This window comes from Crossiella sp. NPDC003009 (genome assembly GCF_053591555.1).
The window spans coordinates 13,384-34,623 of record NZ_JBSFUA010000039.1 but is presented as its reverse complement, the minus strand read 5'-3'; the positions used below and the strand labels follow the sequence as shown (position 1 = coordinate 34,623).

At 70.4% G+C, this 21,240-nt stretch carries 19 protein-coding genes; 5 read left to right on the top strand and 14 right to left on the bottom strand.

The features are described 5' to 3' along the window. The first annotated feature begins 48 nt into the window (after window positions 1–48). Window positions 49–1,185: an epoxide hydrolase family protein gene (locus tag ACWDY5_RS31005; RefSeq protein ID WP_449725682.1), complete on the top strand. Its 1,137-nt coding sequence runs from the start codon at window positions 49–51 to the stop codon at window positions 1,183–1,185. Window positions 1,186–1,237: 52 nt separating this feature from the next. Here ACWDY5_RS31005 and ACWDY5_RS31000 read toward each other — a convergent pair whose 3' ends face one another. Together ACWDY5_RS31000 and ACWDY5_RS30995 are read right to left on the bottom strand one after the other, a co-directional pair. Continuing rightward, window positions 1,238–2,530, bottom strand: a complete 1,293-nt coding sequence (locus ACWDY5_RS31000; protein WP_449725681.1) for an APC family permease — start codon at window positions 2,528–2,530, stop codon at window positions 1,238–1,240. A 30-nt stretch (window positions 2,531–2,560) separates the two neighbouring features. Then, a complete protein-coding gene (locus tag ACWDY5_RS30995) occupies window positions 2,561–3,154 on the bottom strand; it encodes a carboxymuconolactone decarboxylase family protein (protein WP_449725680.1) in 594 nt (197 codons plus the stop codon). Window positions 3,155–3,225: 71 nt separating this feature from the next. Between ACWDY5_RS30995 and ACWDY5_RS30990 the strand changes: the two genes are divergently transcribed. Next, window positions 3,226–3,582, top strand: coding sequence for a winged helix-turn-helix transcriptional regulator (locus ACWDY5_RS30990; protein WP_449725679.1), 357 nt, complete (start codon window positions 3,226–3,228; stop codon window positions 3,580–3,582). 15 nt (window positions 3,583–3,597) lie between these two features. On the opposite strand, the gene ACWDY5_RS30985 is transcribed toward ACWDY5_RS30990, so the two are convergent. Genes ACWDY5_RS30985 through ACWDY5_RS30940 form a run of 10 tightly spaced genes read right to left on the bottom strand, consistent with a single transcriptional unit; the run spans window position 3,598 to window position 15,564 of the window. After that, window positions 3,598–3,927, bottom strand: a complete 330-nt coding sequence (locus ACWDY5_RS30985) for a hypothetical protein (RefSeq protein ID WP_449725678.1) — start codon at window positions 3,925–3,927, stop codon at window positions 3,598–3,600. Window positions 3,928–3,964: 37 nt separating this feature from the next. Then, a complete protein-coding gene (locus tag ACWDY5_RS30980) occupies window positions 3,965–4,183 on the bottom strand; it encodes a hypothetical protein (RefSeq protein WP_449725677.1) in 219 nt (72 codons plus the stop codon). 17 nt (window positions 4,184–4,200) lie between these two features. Beyond that, window positions 4,201–7,053, bottom strand: a complete 2,853-nt coding sequence (locus ACWDY5_RS30975) for a discoidin domain-containing protein (RefSeq protein WP_449725676.1) — start codon at window positions 7,051–7,053, stop codon at window positions 4,201–4,203. Then, complete coding sequence (locus ACWDY5_RS30970) at window positions 7,053–8,063, bottom strand: glycoside hydrolase family 43 protein (RefSeq protein ID WP_449725675.1); 1,011 nt, start codon at window positions 8,061–8,063, stop codon at window positions 7,053–7,055. The genes ACWDY5_RS30975 and ACWDY5_RS30970 overlap by 1 nt, the downstream gene beginning before the upstream one ends. A gap of 9 nt (window positions 8,064–8,072) precedes the next feature. Then, on the bottom strand, window positions 8,073–9,941 hold the full coding sequence (locus ACWDY5_RS30965) for a beta-L-arabinofuranosidase domain-containing protein (protein ID WP_449725674.1): 1,869 nt from the start codon (window positions 9,939–9,941) through the stop codon (window positions 8,073–8,075). Between the two features lie 41 nt (window positions 9,942–9,982). Next, window positions 9,983–10,807: a hypothetical protein gene (locus ACWDY5_RS30960; RefSeq protein ID WP_449725673.1), complete on the bottom strand. Its 825-nt coding sequence runs from the start codon at window positions 10,805–10,807 to the stop codon at window positions 9,983–9,985. A gap of 17 nt (window positions 10,808–10,824) precedes the next feature. After that, complete coding sequence (locus ACWDY5_RS30955; RefSeq protein WP_449725672.1) at window positions 10,825–11,622, bottom strand: carbohydrate ABC transporter permease; 798 nt, start codon at window positions 11,620–11,622, stop codon at window positions 10,825–10,827. Then, window positions 11,619–12,470 carry a carbohydrate ABC transporter permease gene (locus ACWDY5_RS30950; RefSeq protein ID WP_449725671.1) on the bottom strand — a complete coding sequence of 284 codons (852 nt, stop codon included), beginning with the start codon at window positions 12,468–12,470 and terminating at the stop codon, window positions 11,619–11,621. Before ACWDY5_RS30950 ends, ACWDY5_RS30955 begins: the two co-directional genes overlap by 4 nt. Before the next feature lies 1 nt (window position 12,471). Further along, window positions 12,472–13,707 carry an ABC transporter substrate-binding protein gene (locus tag ACWDY5_RS30945; RefSeq protein WP_449725729.1) on the bottom strand — a complete coding sequence of 412 codons (1,236 nt, stop codon included), beginning with the start codon at window positions 13,705–13,707 and terminating at the stop codon, window positions 12,472–12,474. A 36-nt stretch (window positions 13,708–13,743) separates the two neighbouring features. Beyond that, window positions 13,744–15,564 carry a glycoside hydrolase family 127 protein gene (locus tag ACWDY5_RS30940; RefSeq protein ID WP_449725670.1) on the bottom strand — a complete coding sequence of 607 codons (1,821 nt, stop codon included), beginning with the start codon at window positions 15,562–15,564 and terminating at the stop codon, window positions 13,744–13,746. Between the two features lie 171 nt (window positions 15,565–15,735). Between ACWDY5_RS30940 and ACWDY5_RS30935 the strand changes: the two genes are divergently transcribed. After that, window positions 15,736–16,746, top strand: coding sequence for a LacI family DNA-binding transcriptional regulator (locus ACWDY5_RS30935; protein WP_449725669.1), 1,011 nt, complete (start codon window positions 15,736–15,738; stop codon window positions 16,744–16,746). A gap of 18 nt (window positions 16,747–16,764) precedes the next feature. Here ACWDY5_RS30935 and ACWDY5_RS30930 read toward each other — a convergent pair whose 3' ends face one another. Next, window positions 16,765–17,307 (bottom strand): isochorismatase family cysteine hydrolase, encoded by a 543-nt coding sequence (locus ACWDY5_RS30930; protein ID WP_449725668.1) that lies wholly within the window; start codon window positions 17,305–17,307, stop codon window positions 16,765–16,767. Beyond that, entirely contained in the window at window positions 17,304–18,041 is a 738-nt protein-coding gene (locus ACWDY5_RS30925) for a MerR family transcriptional regulator (protein WP_449725667.1), read from the bottom strand. Before ACWDY5_RS30925 ends, ACWDY5_RS30930 begins: the two co-directional genes overlap by 4 nt. A 101-nt stretch (window positions 18,042–18,142) precedes the next feature. Between ACWDY5_RS30925 and ACWDY5_RS30920 the strand changes: the two genes are divergently transcribed. Then, window positions 18,143–19,723 carry a purple acid phosphatase family protein gene (locus tag ACWDY5_RS30920; protein ID WP_449725666.1) on the top strand — a complete coding sequence of 527 codons (1,581 nt, stop codon included), beginning with the start codon at window positions 18,143–18,145 and terminating at the stop codon, window positions 19,721–19,723. Further along, entirely contained in the window at window positions 19,716–21,236 is a 1,521-nt protein-coding gene (locus ACWDY5_RS30915; RefSeq protein ID WP_449725665.1) for a purple acid phosphatase family protein, read from the top strand. The genes ACWDY5_RS30920 and ACWDY5_RS30915 overlap by 8 nt, the downstream gene beginning before the upstream one ends. Window positions 21,237–21,240: the final 4 nt, after the last annotated feature.

Below are 21,240 nucleotides of genomic sequence, written 5' to 3'. Positions count from 1 at the left end.
CAGCTTATAGGAACCGAACGTGCCTAATAGGTACCTAGAGTCTGCGTCATGACGAACTCCACGAACGCCACCGAGATCCGCCCCTTCCGCATCGACATCGCCCAGGCCGAGCTGGACGACCTCAACGAGCGCCTGGCCCGCACCCGGCTGCCGCAGCCCGCGCCCACCGACGACTGGGAGTACGGCACCCCGAACAGCTACCTGCGGGAGACCGTCGAGCACTGGCGGACCAAGTTCGACTGGCGCGCGCAGGAAGCCCGGATGAACGAGCTCCCGCACCACCTCACCGAGATCGACGGCCAGACCGTGCACTTCATCCACGTGCCGTCCAAGGAAGCCGGCGCGACCCCGCTGTTGCTGCTGCACACCTACCCCGGCTCCTTCGCCGACTTCCTCGACCTGATCGGACCGCTCACCGACCCGGTCGCGCACGGCGGCGAGGCGGCGGACGCCTTCTCGGTCGTGGTGCCCTCGATCCCCGGCACCGGTTTCAGCATGCCGCTGACCGGCCGCGGCTGGACCATGCGCAAGGTCGCGGAGACCTTCGACGCGCTGATGCGGCGCCTGGGCTACGACTCCTACGGCGTGCACGGCAGCGACAGCGGCGCGATGATCTCCCGCGAGCTCGGCCTGCTGCAGCCGGAAGGCTTCCTCGGCCTGCACGTGCAGCAGCTGTTCTCCTTCCCCTCTGGCGACCCGGCGGAGTTCGAGAAGCTGGAGCCCAAGGACTACGCGGCGCTGGAGCACCTGCAGTGGTTCCAGTCCGTCGGCGGCTACAACCAGATGAACGCCACCCGCCCGCAGACCATCGGGGCGGCCATCGCCGACTCGCCGGTCGGGCAGCTGGCCTACAGCGAGCTGTTCAACAACTTCGGCAACGGCACCAGCCTGGTCAGCACCGAGCAGATCCTGACCCAGGTGTCGCTGTACTGGTTCACCAACACCCAGGCGACCGCGGGCCGCTACTACTTCGAGGAGGCCAAAGCGGCGCGGGAGCCGGAGGTCAACCCCTCCCGCACCGGGGTCGCGGTCTTCGCCGACGACTTCACCACGATCCGGACCTTCGCCGAGCGGGACAACTCCAACATCGTGCACTGGTCGGAGTTTCCCGAGGGCGGGCACTTCGCGGCGATGGAGCGCCCCGAGCTCCTGGCCGGCGATCTGCGGGTGTTCTTCCGCTCCTGAGCTCCACGCCCATCGGCCGCCTGCCGGATGACGGCGGGTGGCCGATGGGGTGTCACCCGATCCGGCGGCGCGCCCGCAGCGCCACACCGGCCGCGAGGACCAGGCCGACGGCGAGGACCAGCATGCCGCGCAGCCACACCCCGGCCTCGACCTGGGCGGCCAGCAGCACACAGGACACCGCGCCCAGCACCGGGAACACCGAGGCGATGCGGAAGTGGTCGTGCTCGACCTCGTCGCGCCGGAGCACCAGCACGGCGATGTTCACCGCGAAGAACACCACCAGCAGCAACAGCACCAGCGTCGAGGCCAGCGAGGCCACGTCACCGGTGAGCGCGAGTCCCAGCGACGTCACCGTGGTCGCCACGATGGCCACCCACGGCGTCCGCCGCCGCGGCAGCACCCGGGCCAGCACCGCGGGCAGCAGGCCGTCCCTGGCCATGCCGTAAGCCAGCCGCGAGGACATGATCCCGGTCAGCAGCGCCCCGTTGGCCACCGCCGCCAGGGCGATGAGCCCGAACAGCCACGTCGGCACGCCACCGGCCAGGCGGACCACCTCCAGCAGCGGGCCGCTGGAGGTGCTCAGCACCTCGGGCGGCACCACCGCGGCCGCGATCGAGCCGACCGCCACGTACACCACGCCGGCGAAGGCGAGCGCCCCGAACAGGGCGCGCGGGTAGGCCCGGCGCGGGTCCTTGGTCTCCTCCGCGACGTTGACCGAGGTCTCGAAGCCGACGAAGGAGTAGTAGGCGAGCACGGCTCCGGCCAGCACCGCTGACAGCGGCCCGTGCTCGGCCGTGCCGAACTGGACCAGCCGCCCCGGGTCCGCCTCTCCCCTGGCGATCACCACGATCCCGAGCACGATGACGAGCAGCAGCCCGCCGACCTCCACCACGGTGGCGGCCATGTTGGCGCGCAAGGAGTCCTTGATGCCACGGGCGTTGAGCAGGCCCAGCGCGGCCAGGAAGACCCCGGCCACCAGCACGGTGGGCAAGGTGACGAACTGGCTCAGGTACTCCCCGGCGAACCCGAGCGCGAGCGCCGCCACCGACACCACCCCGGCGGCGAGCATGCAGAAGCCGACCATGAACGCGGCGAACGGCCCGAACGCGCGCTGTGCGTAGTGCGCCGCGCCACCGGCGCGCGGGTACTTCGTGGCCAGTTCCACATAGGACCCCGCGGTCAGCATCGCCAGGCACCACGCGAGCAACAGCGGCGCCCACACGGCACCACCGGACTGCCCGGCCACCTTGCCCACCAGCACGTAGACCCCGGCTCCGAGGATGTCCCCCAGGATGAACAGGAACAGCAGCGGAGTCGTCACCGACCGCTTCAGCGAGAGCGCCATACCGCGCAGAGTTCTCCCCCGTCATCCCAGCTAAACAACGACCTGCTGGTCCGCTGCGGGAAAGCGCGCGGCCCACTGCTCGAGTTCGACGCCCGCGACGTTGATGACGGTGGAGATGGTGCGGTACCAGCCCGCGGTGATCACGAGCTCGAGGATCTGGTCAGGCGTGAAATGCGCGGTCAGCTCGGTGAACAGCTCGTCGGACAGCCCGCTGGTGGCATGCAGTTCGTCGGCCAGGCGGAAGACCAGCGCCTCGGGCTGCGACCACACGGGATCATCGGCGTTGCCGTGCACGGTCGAGAAGAGTTGCGCGTCGGTCATGCCAAGGGGCTTGCCGAAGACGACGGCGTGGACTCCCCATTCGTACTCGGCCCCGCAGAGCGCGCAGGTCCGATGGATCACCACCTCACGCAGCCGGGGCTCGACCCGGCCGTGGCCGAGGATGCCCGCGCCCAGCGGCAGCATCCGGGAGAACAGCTCGTCGTGCACGCCGAACGTGCGGAACAGCGCCAGCGGTTCGATCGCGGTGTTCGGCGGCATCCACTTGTCGAGCATCGCCTTGATGTGCGGCTGGTAGGGAGGTTCGAGGGGTGGGATGCGGGGAGTGGTCGAGATGGTGGCCATGGGCTACCCTCCTGCTTCGGTAATCGAAGCGCAGCGTAGTGCTTCGGAAACAGAAGCACAAGGAGGAACCGGTGTCCGACATCCCTCGCCCGGGACGGCCGGTCCGCGGTTCCGAAACGGGCAAGCCGATCATGGCCCTGCTCGATCTGCTCGGCCGCCGCTGGGCGCTGCGCGTCATCTGGGAGCTGCGGGAGGACCCGCTGAGCTTCCGCGACCTGCAAGCGCGCTGCGACGGGATGTCCTCCTCCGTCCTCAACCAGCGCCTCGCCGAGTTGCGGGCCGCCTGGATCGTCGAGCAGGACGGCAACGGATACCGGCTCACCGCGGAAGGCAGGGAACTACTCGTCGCTTATCCCGCCTTCCAAGCCTGGGCTGACCGCTGGGCCGAGCGGGAAGGAACGACCACGATCAGCCGTCGGCCCGGATGACGGGACCCGTTCGGGTCAGCCGAGCAGGCGCGCCGCCGGGTGGTCAGCCAGCCCGTGCAGGGTGAGCGCGAGGCGCACGGCACGGCGGACCAGACCCGGTACCGCCTCCGCAGGCCCGCCGGCGAGGAAGAGCGGGCGGCTGAAGTCCGTCAGGTCGGGCCGCTCGTCCAGCACCGGCTCGGGAGCGGGCATCAGCTCCACATCGACCCGGGTCAATGACGTGCCCACCAGACCACCGCCCGACCAGAGCAGGGCGGCCACCCGGTCACCGACGCCGTCCGGGTCCTCGGGCAGCACCCGCACCAGCTCCGGCCCGGCGGTGTCGTCCCGACGGATGCGGTCCATCAGCCTGGTGACGATGTTGTTGCCGAGCAACGCGGGATTAGGAATGCCCCTGGGCCACCGCCAGGTAGAGCCCCTTGGCCACCGCGAGGACCGGCACGAGCGCCGGTCCGACCCGGAGGTCCTGCCCGCCCACGGTGAAGTCGGCCTCGCCGAGGAAGCAGTCCGACCCGAGCACCCATTCGTCCGCCGTGGCGAGGTTGACGTGCCGCTGGTACGACTCGTACGACTCCTCGAGCCGGTAGTCCAGCAGCAGCACGTCAACCTCGCAGCAAGTCAGCGGCCGGTGGTCGAGAGTGTAGGCAGGCCGTAGACCTTGAGCTCGGTCAGACCGGTGTGGAAGCCGCCCGCGTGGGTCAGCCGCACCCGCAGGCGGTCGGTGCTGACCGGGGTGAACCGCACCCGGTTGTAGTTGGCCCTCGGCGTCTCCGGTGTCCTCGCCTGCCCGGACACATCGGCCCAGGCTTGGCCGTTCCAGTACTGCACGGTGTACGAGGCGGGTGCCCGGTACCGGTTGCCCGCCCGGTCGTCCCGGAAGTACAGCCGCGCCTCCTGGACCGTCTGGGAGCGGCCGAAGTCGAGCTGGTACCAGTCCGTGCCGTTGGGTGAGCCGGAGCTGCCCCAGATCGGCGCGTTGATCGGGAATCCGTCCACCGCGGCGCCTGCCGAGGTGTCCGCGGCGGTGTGCGAGGCCGAGGCCGTGGCGCCCTGGGCCAGGTTGGGCCGCGCGGAGGTCAGGTCGACGCCTGCCTTGGCGAACACGTCGACCATGCGCGCGCTGTTCTGCACCACCTCCTGTGCGGCCTGCACACCGGCCACGGCCGTGCTGTGCGTGAGGTTTCCGCCCGCGGGCAGCGTCACCGAGCCGGTCGCCGGGTCGTACACCGCGCGGGTGAGCCGGTCCACGGTGAAGGCGCGGGTTCCGTTGAGGTAGACCGAGTATCCCTGCGGCACCCCGGGGTAGCGGGTGATGCCGTCGGCCGGGTCGTCCCAGACGATGCTCAGGTCCATGTTGCGGTACCGCAGGTTGTTCACCGCGAAGTGCGACCAGCCGATGCCGATCGGCCACAGCTCGACCTTGGCGTCGGTGCGCGGGCGCAGGCCGGCCACCTCCTCCACCACGGTCCAGTTGCTGCTGCCGAGGATGTTGTGGTGGATCCAGGAGCGGTAGTCGATCCGCTGGGCGCCCGCGTTCCAGTTGGCCCAGAACTCGTTCGCGTCCGGCCATTGCGTGTTGCCGCCGACGTACTGCGCCCAGGCGTTCCAGTGCAACAGCTTCTTGTAGTCCTCGGCGGTCATCCACTGGTTCGGGTAGTTGCGCAGCACCGAGGCGTAGAGCCGGAACTGCACGGTGGAGTTGATGGTGGAGAAGTTGTTCGAGCCGGGGTGCCCGGCGGCCGCGGCCTCGGCCTTGTCCTTCTGGTTGGCGGTGTAGAACGGGAACACCGGGTACTCGGCCGGGCTGGCGAACAACCGCAGCGCCTGCTTGTACTGCTCGGTGCTGGGCATCATGCCGACGGCGAACGGGTAGTAGTTGTTGATCTCCTTCCACGGCACGTGGGTGTTGGTGGGCACGTGCTTGTGCTCGAGCAGCTGCCGGGCCGGGTTCCACAACGTGTTCAGCACACCGGTGCGGATGCGGTCGGCGAGGGCCTGCATCTCGTTGGCCTTGGCGGTGTTGCCGATGAGCGCGTAGGCCCGTTGGGCGGCAACGGCTCCGCTCCACACGTACGCGGTCTCGGCGCGGTCGAGGCGGCCCGGCCGCCAGTCGAAGGACACCGCGTCGGCGTCGTTGCCGGTGAGCGCGCCCCAGTCGTACTCGATCACGCCGTTGTTGTTGGTGTCGTAGAAGGACAACTGTCCCTTGGCATCGCCCTCGGCGTAGCGGGCCAACAGCCCGGCGATCTCCGGTTGCCCGCCGTGCAGCTGGTAGCTGCGCCAGGCCGCCTCGGAGATGTACTGGGTGTAGGAGTTGGACCAGTTCTCCGGGTCACCGGGGTTGTCCATGAACCGGCCGCCGCGCGAGGTCTGCCCGGCCGAGAGCCACGGACCGTAGGAGTAGACCGGGTCGCGCAGGTACTTGAGGTCGTCGATGTGCATCGGCTGGGTCAGCGCGATCGCGTTGTTGTACCCCGTGACGCCCTCGATGGAGACCGGGAACTGGTAGTCCTGGCCGGGGATGTCGACGTCGAGGTGGTTGAACCGCATCAGCCACCAGCGGTAGTAGACGCTCTTCTTGATCGCCGCGTCGGGCACGTCGATGTACGGGATGTTGTCGGCCCACCAGCGGTTGTACGCACGCACGTGGGTGGCGAAGGCCGTCGCGGGCGAGTGGCCCCGGTAGGCCTGGTACTCGGTGCGCGAGTCCGGGATCTCGGTGGTGAGGAACCCCATGACGACCTTGGTGGTCACGGTCTGGCCCGCGCCGACGGTCACCGACCTGCTCAGGCCGCCGGCGCCGGCCGCGAACCCGTCGCCGGAGAGGCGTGGCTGGATGGTGGTCAGGTTGTTCTTCACCGCCCTGCTGCCGGTCAGCTCGTCCCCGGCGACCGTGGTCGCGTACGGCGAGGTGGCGCGCAGCTGCAGGGTGGCGGGCGCGCCGCCGGTATTGACGATGGCCAGGTTGGTCACGGCCACGTTGTTGTGCGTGATGAACTTCGTCAGCTCCAGCCGGATCGCGCCGCTGGTGAAGACGCCCTTGTAGTGACTGGGTTTCTGCAGCCTGCTGTCCACCTGTTCGGTGAAGGTGCCAGGGGACACCCCGATCGAGTAGGCGTGCTGGCCGCTGAGGTCGTCCCAGTAGGCGGCCTTGCCCCCGAAGCCGATGACCGCGGGGTCGTGGGTGTACATGAACAGCCCGCGGCCGCGGGTCATCAGCAGGGTGCCCGCCGGGTCGTTGCCGGGGCGGGCGAGCAGGCGGTCCAGCCAGAAGTCGGTGCCGGAGCTCTCCGCGTCGTAGATCGCCCGCATGGTGCTGCCGGTGTTGTATCCCACCGGTGGTGCGGGGATCGCGGGTCCGGAGAAGGTCGGATAGCCGATAGCCTGCGCCGCGTGCGCGGGCAGCGCGGTGGCAGGCACGGTCAGCGTCGCCGCGAGCAGCACGGCGGCGAGTGCGCGGCGGGTGCGCATCATCCCTCCCGCGAGAGGTGCGGGCCTGCCGGGTTCGGCGGCGGGCCGGTGGTGGTCTGCTGGACCCGCCGCATGGTGCCGTCGGCGTTGAAGTGCACCAGGTCCACCGCGACCGAGCGCCGGAAGTTGCCGCCACCGGGTGCGCCGGCGTTGTGGTAGACCATGTACCACTGCCCCTTGAACTGCACCACGCCCGCGTGGTTGGTGGTCGAGGAGACCTGGCCGAGCACCACCCCGCGGTGGGTCCACGGTCCCATCGGGCTGGTGGCGGTGGCGTAGCGCTGGCAGGCGTAGTTCGTCGAGCTGACGCAGCCGTTGGTGTCGTTGGCCGCGTAGACCAGGTGGTAGAGACCGTTGCGCTTGAACAGGAACGGCGCTTCCCAGAAGTTCGTCAGCCCCTGCGGTGTGATCACCGGGCCGTCGAGCTCGATCATGTTCGGTTTGAGCTTGGCCGCCCTGGGCGCCCAGTAGCTGCCCCAGTAGAGGTAGGCCTGGCCGTCGTCGTCGGTGAAGACGGTCGGGTCGATGTTGAGCCCGGAGGAGTTGGGGGTGCTGTCACTGACCAGCGGCCCGCCCTTGGCGTCGGTGAACGGCCCCAGCGGGCTGTCCCCGACCGCGACGCCGATGTTCATCCAGCCGGGACCGTTGCCGTTGACCGAGGTGTACCAGTAGTACTTGCCGTTGCGGGGTTCCACCTCGCTGGCCCAGGCGTCCGCGCCGGCCCAGCGGAAGGTGCCGATGTTGGCGCGTGCGCCTCGGTCGGTCCAGGTGGCCGCGTCCGTGGAGGACAGCACGCGCCACTCCCGCATCTGGAAGTTGGTCTGGCCGGGCGCGGCCTCATCCCGGCCGGCGTAGATGTAGAGGGTGTTGCCGACGACCAGCGGTGCGGGGTCGGCGGTGTAGATCGAGGTGATGATCGGGTTGGCGGCGTGCGCGGCCGGTGTCGCCACGGTGCTGACGGCGACGGTGACCGCGGCGCCGAGGATCAGCGCTCGGCGGGTGGCTCGCATGGGTCCTCCTCAACGACCGGTGGTGCCTTCGGTGACCTGCCAGTAGACGGTGTAGCGCTGCCCGTGCAGCTGGTAGAACGGCATCAGCGTCACCGGACCGGTGCTGGCCGTCGCGGTGTACCGCATCGGGCCCGGGGCGGGCCTGATCGTGGCCGGCCGGAGCGCGGGCATCGAGGTCAGGTTCGTGCTGCCGTAGGCGCCGGCCAGCACGATCGGTCCGTGCTTGACCGCCTGCACCGCGCGGTTGTCCAATGTGGACTCCCGGTGCAGCGCCATCGGCAGGCTGATGTCCACCACGTCGCCACTGGCCCAGGCGCGGTTGATCCGCGCGTAGGAACCTGGGGTGACCGGGGTGTGCGGTGCGCCGTTGACCAGGATCCGCGCGCCCGCCGCCCAGGCCGGCACCCGCACCCGCAGGTCGATCGGCCCGGAGCCGGTGATGGTCAGCCTGCTGCCCGGCGTCTCCGGGAAGGAGGTGTCCTGCCGCACCGTGATGCCACGTCCCGGCCAGCGCAGGGTGGCGGCGATGAACAGGTTGACCCACAACGTGTTGCCGGCGTGGGCGTAGATCTGCCCGGAGTGCCTGGAGTTGGTCTCCATCCCGGTGCCGTGGCAGCAGGTGAAGTTGTGGTAGTCGTTGCTGTAGCCGCGGATGCCGCCGGGCCGCAGCGGGGTGAAGTAGCTGTGGTGGCCGTGGCTGGAACCGGGATCCTGCGCGCCCAGCAGGTGGTTGTACAGCGCCTTCTCGTAGAAGTCGAAGTACCGCGCCTCGCCCGGCCTGGTGCGGAACAGCTGGGTGGCGAGCTTGAGCATGTTGTAGGAGTTGCAGGACTCACAGGTGCTGTCGGAGAGTTCGGCGGCGATCCGGCCGGGCGCCTTGAAGTACTCGCCGTTGGAGTTGCCGCCGATGGCGTAGCTGTGCGCGCCGACCACGATGTCGAAGAAGTTGCTCCCGATGTCGCGGTACCGCGTGTTCCCGGTGGCGTGGTACTCGCGGATCGCGCCGATCGCCTTGGGGATCTGGGTGTTGGCGTGGTAGCCGTCGAGCGCGTCGCGGTTGGCCGCCAACGGGTCGAAGATCTCGGCGTGGTCGAAGTACTGGGCGCTGGTCAGGTGCGCCTGCGTCCCGGTGAGCTGGTACAGGTTGGCCAGCACCTCGTTCATACCACCGAACTCGGTGCGCAGCATGGCCTGCCGTTGCGGGTGGCTGAGCCGGCCGTTGCGCCAGCCGACCCAGGCCGCCATCCGGGTGAGCACGGTGAGCGCCTGCGCGTTGCCCGCCAGCACGTGCATGTCGAGCAGGCCGGCCATGATCTTGTGCAGGGTGTAGTAGGGGGCCCAGACCTGTTGCCTGGCCTCGACCCGGTCGATGAAGCTCTCCGGGAACGCGGACAGGTAGCCGGTGTGGTAGCCCGCCGTCCTGGCCCGGTCCTGGCAGATCGCCAGCTGCGCCACCAGGTACTCGCCCTTGGCCTTGAACGCGGCGTCGCCGGTGCTGGCATAGGCCTGGGCGAGTGCGGTGAGCAGGTGGCCGGTGGAGTGGCCGCGCAGTTCCGTTGCCGGGGACTCCCAGCCGCCGCAGGGGGTGGCCGAGCTGGGCAGGCCGACGTTGAGCCGGAAGGTGTGCAGCAGCCGGTCTGGGTCGAGGAACTTCAGGTAGGCGTGCGTGCGGGCGGTGCTGGCCTGGAACGGGCCGGGCAGCAGGGACACCGCGCCGAGCGGGAAGAGCTCGGCCGAGACACCGATGTCGGGACGGGCCGCGGCCGGAGCCGGGGTGGCCGGTGCGGAAGTGGCCGATGCCGGTGCGGGCAGGGCCGCGGCCGCGGCGGCCAGGACGCCCGCGTGCAGCACCGCACGCCGGGAGGGAGGGGGAATCATGCGCATCACCTTTCAGTGCAGGGGAGGCAACGCGGGGAGGGTCAGTAGCCGTAGCGGTTCTTCAGGTGCCGCCACCAGTCGCGCAGCATCCAGCGGTCGAACTCGGTGATCACCGCGGAGCTGCCGGCCTTCATGATGAAGCCGCCGACCCCGCTGGGTGTCCAGTCGTAGAAGTCGTCAAGGCCGAAGGTGTGGCCGATCTCGTGCAGCAGGATCGTCACGTCGGCGGCGTTGAGGGAGTTCATGAAGTACTCGCTGCCCATGCGCTGGCCCCAGTCACCACCCGCTCCCCCGCCCATCCCGGCGGTGAGCCACAGCGACTGGTCGTAGTGCCGCGCCACACCGCCGGGGCAGCGCGGGTAGCTGCCGTTGCGGTTGAAGAAGCGCCCGCAGCCCTCCGAGCACTGCGGCGCGCCCTCGCGGATGTCGTTGACGTAGATGTCGACGGAGTTGTCGTTCCACTTCAGCTGGTTGCGGTCACGCACCGCCCAGCCCACCACCTTGACCGGCACGCTGGCGTACGGCCAGTTGTTGTGGCCCGCCATGGCGTCCATCCACTTCTTGTACTGCCGGGCCAGCTGGGCGTGGATGGCGTCGCGCTGCGCCACGGTCACCGGCGCCGGGGAGTCCCAGCGCACGCAGAAGTTCAGGTAGCCGCGGTTGGCGAAGATCTGGTCCCAGCCGTAGTTGCGGAAGCCGTAGAGGTTCGGGTAAGTGCTTTCCTGGTGCTGCCACACCTGGTTCAGCGGGGTGACCAGGTGCGCAGGCGGTGACCAGGAGTCCGCGGCCGTGGCCGGGGTCGTCCCGGTCAGCACCAGCACCGCCGCGAAGACAGCGGCCACATAACCCTTCCAGAGCCGGATCATCTTTCCTCCTTCGGTTCTCAGCCCTTCACCGCGCCGGAGGCGAACCCCCGGACATAGCTGCGCTGCAGGACGGCGAAGAGCAACAGGCAGGGCACCGCCATAACCACCACGCCCGCTTCCAGTGCGGCGTAGTCGATCGAGCCGTGGTTCGCGGTGCGCATGTTGACCACGGCGAGCGTGGCGGTGAACTTCTCGGTCGAGTTGAGCAGGATCAGCGGCGCGAAGAACTCGCTCCACGAGGACAGGAAGGCGAACAGGCCCACCGTGAGCAGGCCAGGCCGGACCATCGGCAGCATGATCCGCACCAGCGTGCCGAAGCTGGAGCAGCCGTCCACCCGCGCGGACTCCTCCAGCTCGACCGGGACGGCGGCGAAGCTGTTGCGCATCATGAAGGTGGCGAACGGCAGCTGGAACACCACCAGCACCACGCTCAGCCCGATCAGCGAGTCCTGCAGGCCGAACCAGCCCAGCAGCACGTACAGCGCGATCAGGATGGTGGCGTAGGGCACCATGAGGATCGCCAGGGTGAGCAGGAACAGCAGGTCGCGGCCGGGGAAGCGGAATCGGCCGAAGGCGTACCCGCCCAGCGTGGAGACCAGCAGCGTGCCGCCCACGGTCAGCACGCTCACCAGCACGCTGTTGAGGATGTGCCGAGGGCTGATCCCGCCGGCCGAGGTGAACAGCCGCTGGTAGTTCTCGGTGCCGAAGCCGGTCTCGGTGTGCACCGACGCCCAGCCGCTCCACACCAGCGGGAACAGGAACAGGATCGCCAGGCTCGCGCCCGTGAGGTGGAAGCCCCAGCTCGACCGTCTCATGTGGACCTCCTGCGCAGCACGCGCAGCTGCACCGCGCTCACCACCAGCAGCACGGCCAGCAGCACCACCGAGATCCCGGCGGCCGAGCCGAGGTCCAGCCGCACGAAGGCCTCCCGGTAGATCACCATCACCAGCGAGGTGGTGCTGTTGTCCGGGCCTCCCCTGGTGAGGATCCAGAACTGGTCGAAGGCGAGCAGGGAACCGGTGGTCATCATGGTGAGCACCAGCGCGATCGTCGGGCGCATGAGCGGGACGGTGATCCGCCGGAACAGCTGCCAGCCGGACGCGCCGTCGATGCGCGCGGCCTCGTAGACCTCCACCGGGATGGCCTGCAGCCCGGTGAGCAGGATGAGCATGTTGAAGCCCGCGAACCGCCACAGCACCAGCAGCACCGCCGATCCCAGCGCGGAGCCGGGGCTGCCATTGGTCAGGGACACGTCCCCGGCCACCAGGCCGAGCCGGGCCAGCGGGCCGATCTCGTTGCTCAGCAGGCCGAGGAACAGCAGCGATGCGCTGGCGAAGCCGAGCACCGTGGGCAGGAAGAACGCCGTCCGGTAGAATCCCACGCCCGGCCTGCGGTGCTGCACCAGCAGGGCGAGCCCGAACGCCACCGCGAACAGCAGCACCGTGATGATCACCGTGTACTTCAGGGTGAACCAGGCCGCGGTGCCGAGCAGCTCGTCGGCGGCCAGCGCGGTGTAGTTGTCCGGCGCGTTGATCGCCGGCTTGCCCAGCAACGGCCACCGGTGCAGCGACATCCAGCCCAGGAGTCCCAGTGGCACCAGGAAGAACACCCCGACCAGAACCGCGGTCGGCGTGGCGTAGAGGGCGCCGGCCAGCCGGGACATCTCAACCCTGCCGCAGCGACTTGGTGATGGCCGAGTTCCCTTCGGCCAGCGACCGCGTGGCGTCGCCGAACAGCGCCCCGCGCACGGTGCGCAGCCACGGGCTCTGCGGATCGTTGAAGGAGGCGTTGAAGTTGCGGGCGTAGGGCGTCCTGCCCTTGGCCACCAGGCCGTTGACGGTCACCAGCCGGGGATCCGCCACGGCGTACTTGTTCTTCGCGAGGTCGGTGCGGGCCGGCACGCCCTTGTTCTTGGCGATGACCTCCACCTGCGCCTGCTCCGACATCGTCCAGGCCAGGAACTTCCAGGCTGGCTCGGCTTTCCGGCTGGTCGCGCCGATGCCGATGGCGTCGCCGCCGACAAAGGTGGACTCGCCGCCTGCCAGGCCGGGGATGGGCGCCACGCCGAGCTTGGTGCCCTTGCTCTCGATCGGGTCCAGCCACACCGACGGTCCCGGTGCGATGCCGACCTTGCCGCTCTGCAGGGCGCCGAGCCAGGTCGGTCCGGCCTCCTCCTTGGACGCGGGCGCGGCCACGCCCTGCTCGTAGAGCTCGCGGTAGAGGGCGAACACCTCGGCCATCTCGGGTGAGTCCACCTTGGCGGTGCGGCCCTCGGCGTCCAGGACCTCACCGTCGGCGGCCCACACCGACGGCCACAGCGTGAACTCCACGCAGCCGCCGCAGTTCCCGCCGAGGTAGGTGCCGTGCACCTCGCCGCCGAGCCGGTCGATGCGTTGCGCGTGCTCGGCGAACTCGCGCAGGGTGCGCGGTGGCCGCTCGGGGTCCAGGCCCGCCTTGGCGTAGAGATCCTTGTTGTAGAGCAGCACCGACACGTCGATCGTGTGCGGCAGGGCGTAGTTGCGGCCCTCAGAGGTGCCCGCCCGCACGTGCGAGGGCGCGATCGAGTCCTTGTGCGGCAGGGCGGCGAACAGGTCGGTGAGGTCGGCCCACAGGCCCTGTGCGCTGTACTGCGCGGCGAAGACCACGTCCGCGGCGAACAGGTCCGGCAACGCCCGCGCGCCGCCGGCCGAGGCGAGCTTGGCCGGGTACTCCTCGTTGGGGTAGGCGGTCACCTGAACCTGGTCGCGGTGGGTGGCGTTGTAGGCCTCGGCGTAGGCCTTGGTCACCGACTCGGTCCCCGCCCGGGTCCACAGGGTGAGCGTCACCCCGTCACCCGCGGAGTCCGTCCCGTCGGCACCGCAGGCCGCGGTGGCCAGCACCAGCGCGAGCGCCGCCAGCATCGCTTTCACGGTCTCTCCTTTGAGACGTGGCGCGGATCAGGCCGTGGGCAGCCAGACCCGCATGGTGGCCGGGCCCCGGCGGGCCCAGCGGTGGTAGGGAATCAGCCGCAGCGCGGCCGACGGGCCGGCCCGCCCGGCGCGGTCGCCGTAGGGCCAGGTCCGGTCGGCCGGCCGGTCGGACCGGGCCCGCACCACCGCACCGTCGCCCGCGGCCACCGGGGTGGACGCGGTGTCGACCCGCAGCGCGTCGAGATCGAGCTCGCCCAGCGACTCGGCGCAGAGCACGAGCGGGCCGCGTTCGACCGCGACGCAGCCGCGCACCGCGTCGATGCGCGGATCCGGCCAGGTGAACCGGGGCCGCATCGGCAGTTCCAGCCGGAGCTGCTCCCCCACCGCGAAGTCCCGGCGCACCACGACCTCACCCGGCTGGACCTGGCGGTGCTCTTCGCCCACCACGAGCACCGCCCCGCTCGCCCATTCCGGCACCCGCAACGAGAGCGACCAGGGACCACCGCTGGTCCGCGTCACCCGCACGGTCACGGTTCCCCGCTCGGGGTAGGCGGTGCGCACCTCCAGCCCGGCCTGGCGCCCGTCGGCCAGCCGCGCGGAGATCTCGCAGTCGGTGTACTGGTGCAGGCGCAGCCCGGTCCGGTCCGCGGTGCCGACGTAGGAGGCCAGGCTGGCCAGCAGCCGCGCCAGGTTGGGCAGGCAGCAGGACACCTCGAACCACGGCGCCCGCGACCCCCCGCCGACGCCCAGCCGCTCGCCGTCACCGGGCACTGACCTGGCGGCCGCGCGCTGGTGCAAGGTGTTGGTGTAGAAGAAGCTCCGGCCGTCGTCGCCGATGGCCGCCGCGACCAGGTTGTGCAGCAGGCGTTCCACGACCTCGGCGTAGCGGCCCTCGCCGGTGGCCAGCAGCAGCCGCCAGGCCAGCATGATCGCGGCCACCCCGGCGCAGGTCTCCGCGTAGGCCCGGTCCGCGGGCAGCTCGAAGTCCTCACCGAAGGACTCGTCCTGGTGCCGCGAGCCCATGCCGCCGGTGAGGTGGGTGCGCCGGGCCCAGGCGTGGTCGAACTGGGCGGCCACCGCGCCCAGCAGGTCCTCATCGCCGGTCTCCACCGCGACGTCCACCGCGCCGCAGGCCAGGTACAGCGCGCGCACCGCATGCCCGCGCAGCGTGCTCGCCTCGCGCACCGGCACGTCGTCGCTGAAGTAGGACCAGCCGAACTCGTGCGCGGGCAGGCTGCGGAAGCCGCGCCGGGCCACGAACAGCGCGGCCTGGTCGAGGTAGCGCTGCTCCCCGGTCACCCTGGCCAGTTCGACCAGCGCGGTCTCGATCTCCGGATGTCCGCACACCCCGGGCAGGCCGCCCTGGCCGAAGGTCGCGCAGACGTGGTCGGCGGCGCGGCGCGCGATCTCCAGCAGCGGCCCGGCTCCGCCGGCGCGGGTGCGCGCCACCGCGGCCTGCACCAGGTGCCCGGTGCAGTACAGCTCGTGCCCCCAGGCGAGATCGCTGTACCGGGGCGGCTGCCCGTGCCTGCCGAAGGCGGTGTGCGCGTAGCCGTCCGGGGACTGCGCCGCGCCGATCATCCCGGTCAGCGCCTCGATCCGGGTGTCCAGATCGGCCGCGGCGGTGCGGCCGTGTTCCCAGGACATGGCTTCGACGATCTTGTAGACCTCGGAGTCGGCGAACTCCCGCCCGCGCCGCTGCGGTGAACCCGCGCCGGCGGCCACGGTGGTGAAGTTCCCGGCCCAGCCGAGCTTGTCCATCCAGGCCAGCGCGTGCTCCAGCGTCACCGCGCCGTTGACCTGTTGGCGCTGCGCCCAGAACCCACCGGTGAGGCGCACCTCGTCCATCCCAAGTGGACGGAGCGCTCCCCGGGACGGGACTACCGGCCCGACGCTGGTGCAGGTGTTGCCTCGCATAGCCACATCACGCACCATGGACGCCGAAAACGATTTCGACAATGGACCATTCGAGGCAGTGGCCGTCGAATACGCAGTCGATACCGCGTCGAAAGGATCTTGATGGGCAGGCGCCGGTCGGAGGCGGTGACGCTGGCGGATGTGGCCAGGCTGGCGGGTGTCTCGATCGCCACCGCGTCGAAGGCGATCAACGACCGGGACGAGGTGGCCGCGGCCACCCGGGCACGTGTGCTGCGCGCCGCGGCCGAGTTGTCCTTCCAGCCCAACGCGGTGGCCCGCAGCCTGACCTCCGGCACCACTCGCGCCATCGGCCTGCTCACCGACGACCTCGGCGGCCGGTTCGCCATGCCGATCCTGCTGGCCGCGGAGAACGCGCTGGCCAACGAGGAGATGTCGGTGCTGCTCTGCGATGCCCGCGGCGATCCGGTCCGCCGCAGGCAGCACATCCGCACGCTGCTGGCCCGGCAGGTCGACGGTTTCCTCATCGTGGGGCACAGCAACGACATCCGCCCTTCGGTGACCGCCGACATCCCGGTGCCCGTGGTGTACGCCTACTGCCAGAGCGCCGATCCGGCCGACCTCTGCCTAATCTCCGACGACGCGGGCGGCGCCCGGCTGGCCATCGAGCACCTGATCGCCTTGCGGTGCAAGCGCATCGCGCACATCACCGGCCCGCAGGGCTATCAGGCCGCGCGGGTGCGTGCCGCCGCCGCCCGCCAGGTGCTGGCCGAACACGGGCTGCCGCTGGCCGGTGGCGAACCGCGCTACGGCGAGTGGTCGCAGCGCTGGGGCAGGCAGGCCGCGCGCGAGCTGGTCGCGGACACCCAGGACGTCGACGCGGTCTTCTGCGGCAACGACCAGATCGCGGCCGGTGTCACGCAGGTCCTGCCGGAGCTGGGCCTGCGGGTGCCCGAGGACGTCGCGGTGGTGGGTTACGACAACTGGGAGATCTTCGCCGAGGACGGCCATCCCTCACTGACCACGATCGACCTGGATCTGCCTCAGCTGGGCACGGCCGCCGTGCGGCACCTGCTGGCCGCGCTCGGCGGCACACCGGCCACCGGCGCGGTGCGGCACCCGGGCCGGCTGGTGGTGCGCGAGTCCACGGCGTGAGCTCCCGCCGGCCTCCGGTCAGTCCCGGAACACCTCCGCCGCCGCGCACACCCGCACCGAGCCGCCGGGGTGGATGCTGGTGCTGAGGATCCGGTTGTGCCGGTGGACGATCTGCGCCGCGCTCAGGACCGCCTCCGGGTCGCCCTCGGCGGCCGGGGCGTGGCCGTCGGCGACCAGCAGCACGTCCAGGCGGTGACTCAGCGCGGACCGCGCGGTGGCGTCCACGCAGTAGTCGGTGGCCACGCCGGTGAGCACCACGGTGTCCACACCTCGTTCAGCGAGCAGGGCCGCGAGGTCGGTGCGGTAGAAGGCATCCGTGGCGGTCTTGGGCACCACCACGTCCGTTGGCGCAAGGCCCAGCCGCGCGCTCAGCCTGCTGCCCGGTGACCCGGGGTCGAACAGCGTGCCGGGGTCGCCGGTCTGCCGCAACGCGATCACCGGCACACCCCGGTCGCGGGCGGCGCGCGCCAGCACGGCGATCCGGTCGGCCAGTGCCGCCCCGCGCCAGATGAGCGGGATCAGCACCTCCTGCATGTCCACGATCAGCAGCGCTGGTCTCATGTCCGGGCCGCCTGTGCCGCGGCCGCCCTGCGGCGGTGGTCCAGTTCGGCGAAGATGCGCTGCCAGGTCGGGGATGCCTCGGCGACCCGGGAGAAGGCGAACCGCGCCTGGTCCGCCTCGCTGACGTCGTGGCCGCGCTGGACCTCCCAGGCGTAGAGCTCCTCGATGAACTCCTCCACCCTGGGGTCGTCCGGCTCCCAGCCCAGCGACTCGTCGCAGCGCAGGAACAGGCGCACCGTCTCCGGGTCCTCGAAGCTGGCCTTCTTGTCCGCCGCCCACTTCGGCAGGGCCTCCGGGTCCAGTGCCCGCAACAGGATCCAGGTGTCGCGTTCCAGCCGCAGCGTTGGCTCGCTGACCCCGAGGGCGCGCATCCGGTCCAGGTTGGCGACCACCTCCGGCGGCAGCACCAGGCCGTCGCCGCTGACCAGTGCGGCGATCCGGCGGCGGTGCTCGGCGAGCTGGTCCATCTTGCGCCGCAGCTCCGCGTCGATGTCGGCCACGGCCTCGGCGAACTCGGCGGGATCGGCGTGCCGCAGCGCGTCGATGCGGGCCAGCGGCACCCCGGCCTCGGCCAGGGTCTTGATCCGGATCAGGTCCACCGCCGCCTGCGCCGGGTAGCGGCGGTAGCCGGAGGAGTCGCGTTCGGGCTCGGGCAGCAGGCCGACCTGGTGGTAGTGCCGGACGGCGCGCACGGTCACGCCCGCGGTGGCCGCGAGCTGGCTGATGGTGAGCACCGGCCCAAGTCTAGCGACCGAGGGGCCCGCGCACTGTGGGAAGTCACAGCCCTCGGGCAGGCCGATTGACTTTAGTAAAGAGTGCTTCCTAACCTCGGGGAATGCGCGATCCAGCCGCCCGACCCAGCCTCGCGGAGCGGTACGAGCACTCCCGCCGCGGCATCCTCCGGCTCGGCGCCATGGGCGGTGCCGCGCTGGCCACCGGCGGCCTGCTGGCGCCCCACGCGGCCGCGTCCACCACCTTCACCGCGCCCACCCTGCTGCTCAACGCGCCCACGGTGCCCGGATCGGCCTTGCGCCCCTTCGGACGGCACCTCGCTTTCGGCGCGGACCCCGCCCAGACCGTCGTGGTCTCCTGGCAGACCCCGGCCAGGGTGACCGCGCCCTACCTCCGGTTCGGCACCGCGGCAGGGGAGCTCGGCTCTCCGGCGCCTGCCGAGGTGCGTGCGCTGACCAGTGACCTGGCCTGGCAGCAACCGGATCACACGTTCTCGCCGCACCTCGGCAAAGCCGTCACCCAGTACTACCACCACGTCCGGCTGGACAACCTGCTGCCCGGCACCACCTACTACTATGTGGTCGGCCACCAGGGCTACGACCCGCTCACCAGCGGGCGGCTCGGCGAGATCGCCACCTTCCGCACCGCGCCGACCCCGGCGAGCACCGCCGCGTTCTCCTTCACCGCCTTCGGTGACCAGGGGGTCGGCTACCACGCGCTGGCCACCAACAGCCTGGTCGCCGACCTCGGCCCGGAGTTCCACCTGGCCATGGGCGATATGAGCTACGCGCTCAACGGCGAGGGCGGGCACCCGGAGGAGGACAGCTACGACGCGCGCAAGTGGGACTCCTTCTTCGCGCAGAACGAGCCCATCGCCGCCGAGGTCCCGTGGATGGTCGCGCTGGGCAACCACGAGATGGAGGGCTGGTACGACAACCACGGCTACGGTGGCATGCGGGCCCGGTTCACCATGCCGGACAACGCCTGGGACGGCTCCACCTGCATCTACTCCTGGCGGTACCAGAACGTCGGCCTGATCAGCTTGGACGGCAACGACATCTGCTACAACAGTCCGTCCAACTTGGACTACACCGAGGGCAAGCAGCTCAAGTGGCTGGGTGCCCAGCTGGCCAAGTTCCGCGGCGACCCGACGATCGACTTCATCGTGGTCTACTGCCACCAGTGCACGTACTCCACTTCGGACTCCAACGGCGCTGAGCTTGGCGCGCAACAGAAGTGGGCCCCGCTGTTCGACCGGTACCAGGTGGACCTGGTGCTCAACGGGCACAACCACGTCTACGAGCGCACCGACCCGATCCGCGCGGGCAAGGGCACCAGGCAGGCCGCGATCCGCGGCACGGTCAACCCGGTCAAGGACGGCACCACCTACATCACCGCCGGTGGCGGCGGCGAGAGCGTCAACAAGTGGACCGACCGCTCGATCGAGGACTCCTACCTCGGCCACGTCCGGGACGCCACCGCCACCATGCGGCTGGACCAGGAGAACGGGCCGACCGAGAAGATCAAGGTGGGCTGGTCCCGGGTGCGCTACCGGGGCTACAGCCTGGTCGCGGTGGACGTCACCCCGGCCGCCAACGGCGCTCCTGCTCAGCTGAAGGTTCGCGCGCTCACCGAGACCGGCCAGCTGGTCGACGAGATCACCATGCGGAGAAGCCATGTCTGAGCCACGGCAGGAAGCCCGGTACTCGCGCCGGTCGCTGTTCCGGGCAGGCGCCGTGGGCGGCGCGGTGGTCACCGCGAGCACCCTGCTGCCCGCCGCCGCGACGGCCGCGCCGAGCGCCGTGGCCCAGCGACTGCGCCCACTCGGACGACACCTGGCCTACGGCGCGGACCCGTCCAGGCAGGTGGTGATCTCCTGGCAGGAGCTGGGCGCGGTGACCCGCCCGTACGTCCGGATCGCCACCACAGCAGGGAAGTTCGGCCCGCCGATCGCCGCCGAGGTCCGCACACTCGACAGCGAGCTGGCCTGGCAGCAGTCCGAACACGACTTCCCGCCGCACGCGCCAGCCACCATGAGCCAGCACTACCCGCACGTCCGGCTCACCGGCCTCTCCCCCGGCACCACCTACTTCTACGTGGTGGGCCACCAGGACTACGACCCCACCACCAGCGGCCGTCCCGGTGAGATCGCCACCTTCCGCACCGCCCCCGCCGCCGGGAGCGCCGAGCCGTTCACCTTCACCGCCTTCGGCGACCAGGGTGTCGGTTACAACGCGCGCCGGGCCAACAGCCAGCTCGCCGACCTCGCCCCGGCGTTCACCCTCGGCCTCGGCAACCTGAGCTACGCCATCACCTCCGGCGCAGCAGGAAACGAGGGCGGGCACACGGACACCGACAAGTACGACGCGGCCCGGTGGGACTCCTACTTCGCACAGAACGAGATCGTCGCCGCCGGCACCCCGTGGATGGTCGCGCTCGGCAACCGGGAGATGGAGGACTGGTACTCCGCCAGCGGTTACGGCGGGTTCAAGGCCAGGTTCACCATGCCGGACAACGCGTGGAGCGGCGCCACCGGCATCTACTCCTGGCGCTACCAGAACGTCGGGCTGCTCTGCCTGGACGGCAACGACATCTGCTACCGCAACACCGCCAACTACGACCACACCAAGGGCAAGCAGCTCAAGTGGCTGGACACCCAGCTCGGCAAGTTCCGCGCCGACCGCACGATCGAGTTCATCGTGGTCTACCTGCACCACGCCCCGTACTCCACCGCTGACGCCGGTGGCGCGGAAAGCGTGGCCCAGCAGAAGTGGGCCCCGCTGTTCGACAAGCACAAGGTCGACCTGGTGCTCAACGCGCACAACCGCCTCTACGAGCGCACCGACCCGATCCGCGCGGGCAAGGGCACCAAGCAGGTCAAGCCAAGGGGCACGGTCGTCCCGGCCACGGACGGCACCACCTACATCACCGCCGGTGGTGGCGGGCAGGGGCTGGACAAGTTCTACCGCGACGTACCGGAGAGCTACCTTGGCCACGAGGACAGCAGCGGCTCGCCGACGATGAAGTGCTTCAAGAAGAACAGCGACAGCCACACCGACACCAAGGTCGGCTGGTCCCGGGTGCGCTACCGAGGGTACGGCCTGGTGGCGGTCGAGGTGGCGCCGGCGCGGATGACGGTGCGGGCACTCGCCGAGGACGGCACGCTGATCGACGAGATCACGGTGCGCCGCGCCTGAACAT

What these genes read in the sequence shown, in the direction of transcription:
- ACWDY5_RS30930 (WP_449725668.1), bottom strand. Translation starts at nt 17,307, where the DNA reads ATGAGACCAGCGCTGCTGATCGTGGACATGCAGGAGGTGCTGATCCCG.
- ACWDY5_RS30975 (WP_449725676.1), bottom strand. Translation starts at nt 7,053, where the DNA reads ATGCGCACCCGCCGCGCACTCGCCGCCGTGCTGCTCGCGGCGACGCTG.
- ACWDY5_RS30960 (WP_449725673.1), bottom strand. Translation starts at nt 10,807, where the DNA reads ATGATCCGGCTCTGGAAGGGTTATGTGGCCGCTGTCTTCGCGGCGGTG.
- ACWDY5_RS30940 (WP_449725670.1), bottom strand. Translation starts at nt 15,564, where the DNA reads ATGGACGAGGTGCGCCTCACCGGTGGGTTCTGGGCGCAGCGCCAACAG.
- ACWDY5_RS30915 (WP_449725665.1), top strand. Translation starts at nt 19,716, where the DNA reads ATGTCTGAGCCACGGCAGGAAGCCCGGTACTCGCGCCGGTCGCTGTTC.
- ACWDY5_RS30920 (WP_449725666.1), top strand. Translation starts at nt 18,143, where the DNA reads ATGCGCGATCCAGCCGCCCGACCCAGCCTCGCGGAGCGGTACGAGCAC.
- ACWDY5_RS30950 (WP_449725671.1), bottom strand. Translation starts at nt 12,470, where the DNA reads ATGTCCCGGCTGGCCGGCGCCCTCTACGCCACGCCGACCGCGGTTCTG.
- ACWDY5_RS30935 (WP_449725669.1), top strand. Translation starts at nt 15,736, where the DNA reads ATGGGCAGGCGCCGGTCGGAGGCGGTGACGCTGGCGGATGTGGCCAGG.
- ACWDY5_RS31005 (WP_449725682.1), top strand. Translation starts at nt 49, where the DNA reads ATGACGAACTCCACGAACGCCACCGAGATCCGCCCCTTCCGCATCGAC.
- ACWDY5_RS31000 (WP_449725681.1), bottom strand. Translation starts at nt 2,530, where the DNA reads ATGGCGCTCTCGCTGAAGCGGTCGGTGACGACTCCGCTGCTGTTCCTG.
- ACWDY5_RS30945 (WP_449725729.1), bottom strand. Translation starts at nt 13,707, where the DNA reads ATGCTGGCGGCGCTCGCGCTGGTGCTGGCCACCGCGGCCTGCGGTGCC.
- ACWDY5_RS30985 (WP_449725678.1), bottom strand. Translation starts at nt 3,927, where the DNA reads ATGGACCGCATCCGTCGGGACGACACCGCCGGGCCGGAGCTGGTGCGG.
- ACWDY5_RS30965 (WP_449725674.1), bottom strand. Translation starts at nt 9,941, where the DNA reads ATGATTCCCCCTCCCTCCCGGCGTGCGGTGCTGCACGCGGGCGTCCTG.
- ACWDY5_RS30970 (WP_449725675.1), bottom strand. Translation starts at nt 8,063, where the DNA reads ATGCGAGCCACCCGCCGAGCGCTGATCCTCGGCGCCGCGGTCACCGTC.
- ACWDY5_RS30955 (WP_449725672.1), bottom strand. Translation starts at nt 11,622, where the DNA reads ATGAGACGGTCGAGCTGGGGCTTCCACCTCACGGGCGCGAGCCTGGCG.
- ACWDY5_RS30995 (WP_449725680.1), bottom strand. Translation starts at nt 3,154, where the DNA reads ATGGCCACCATCTCGACCACTCCCCGCATCCCACCCCTCGAACCTCCC.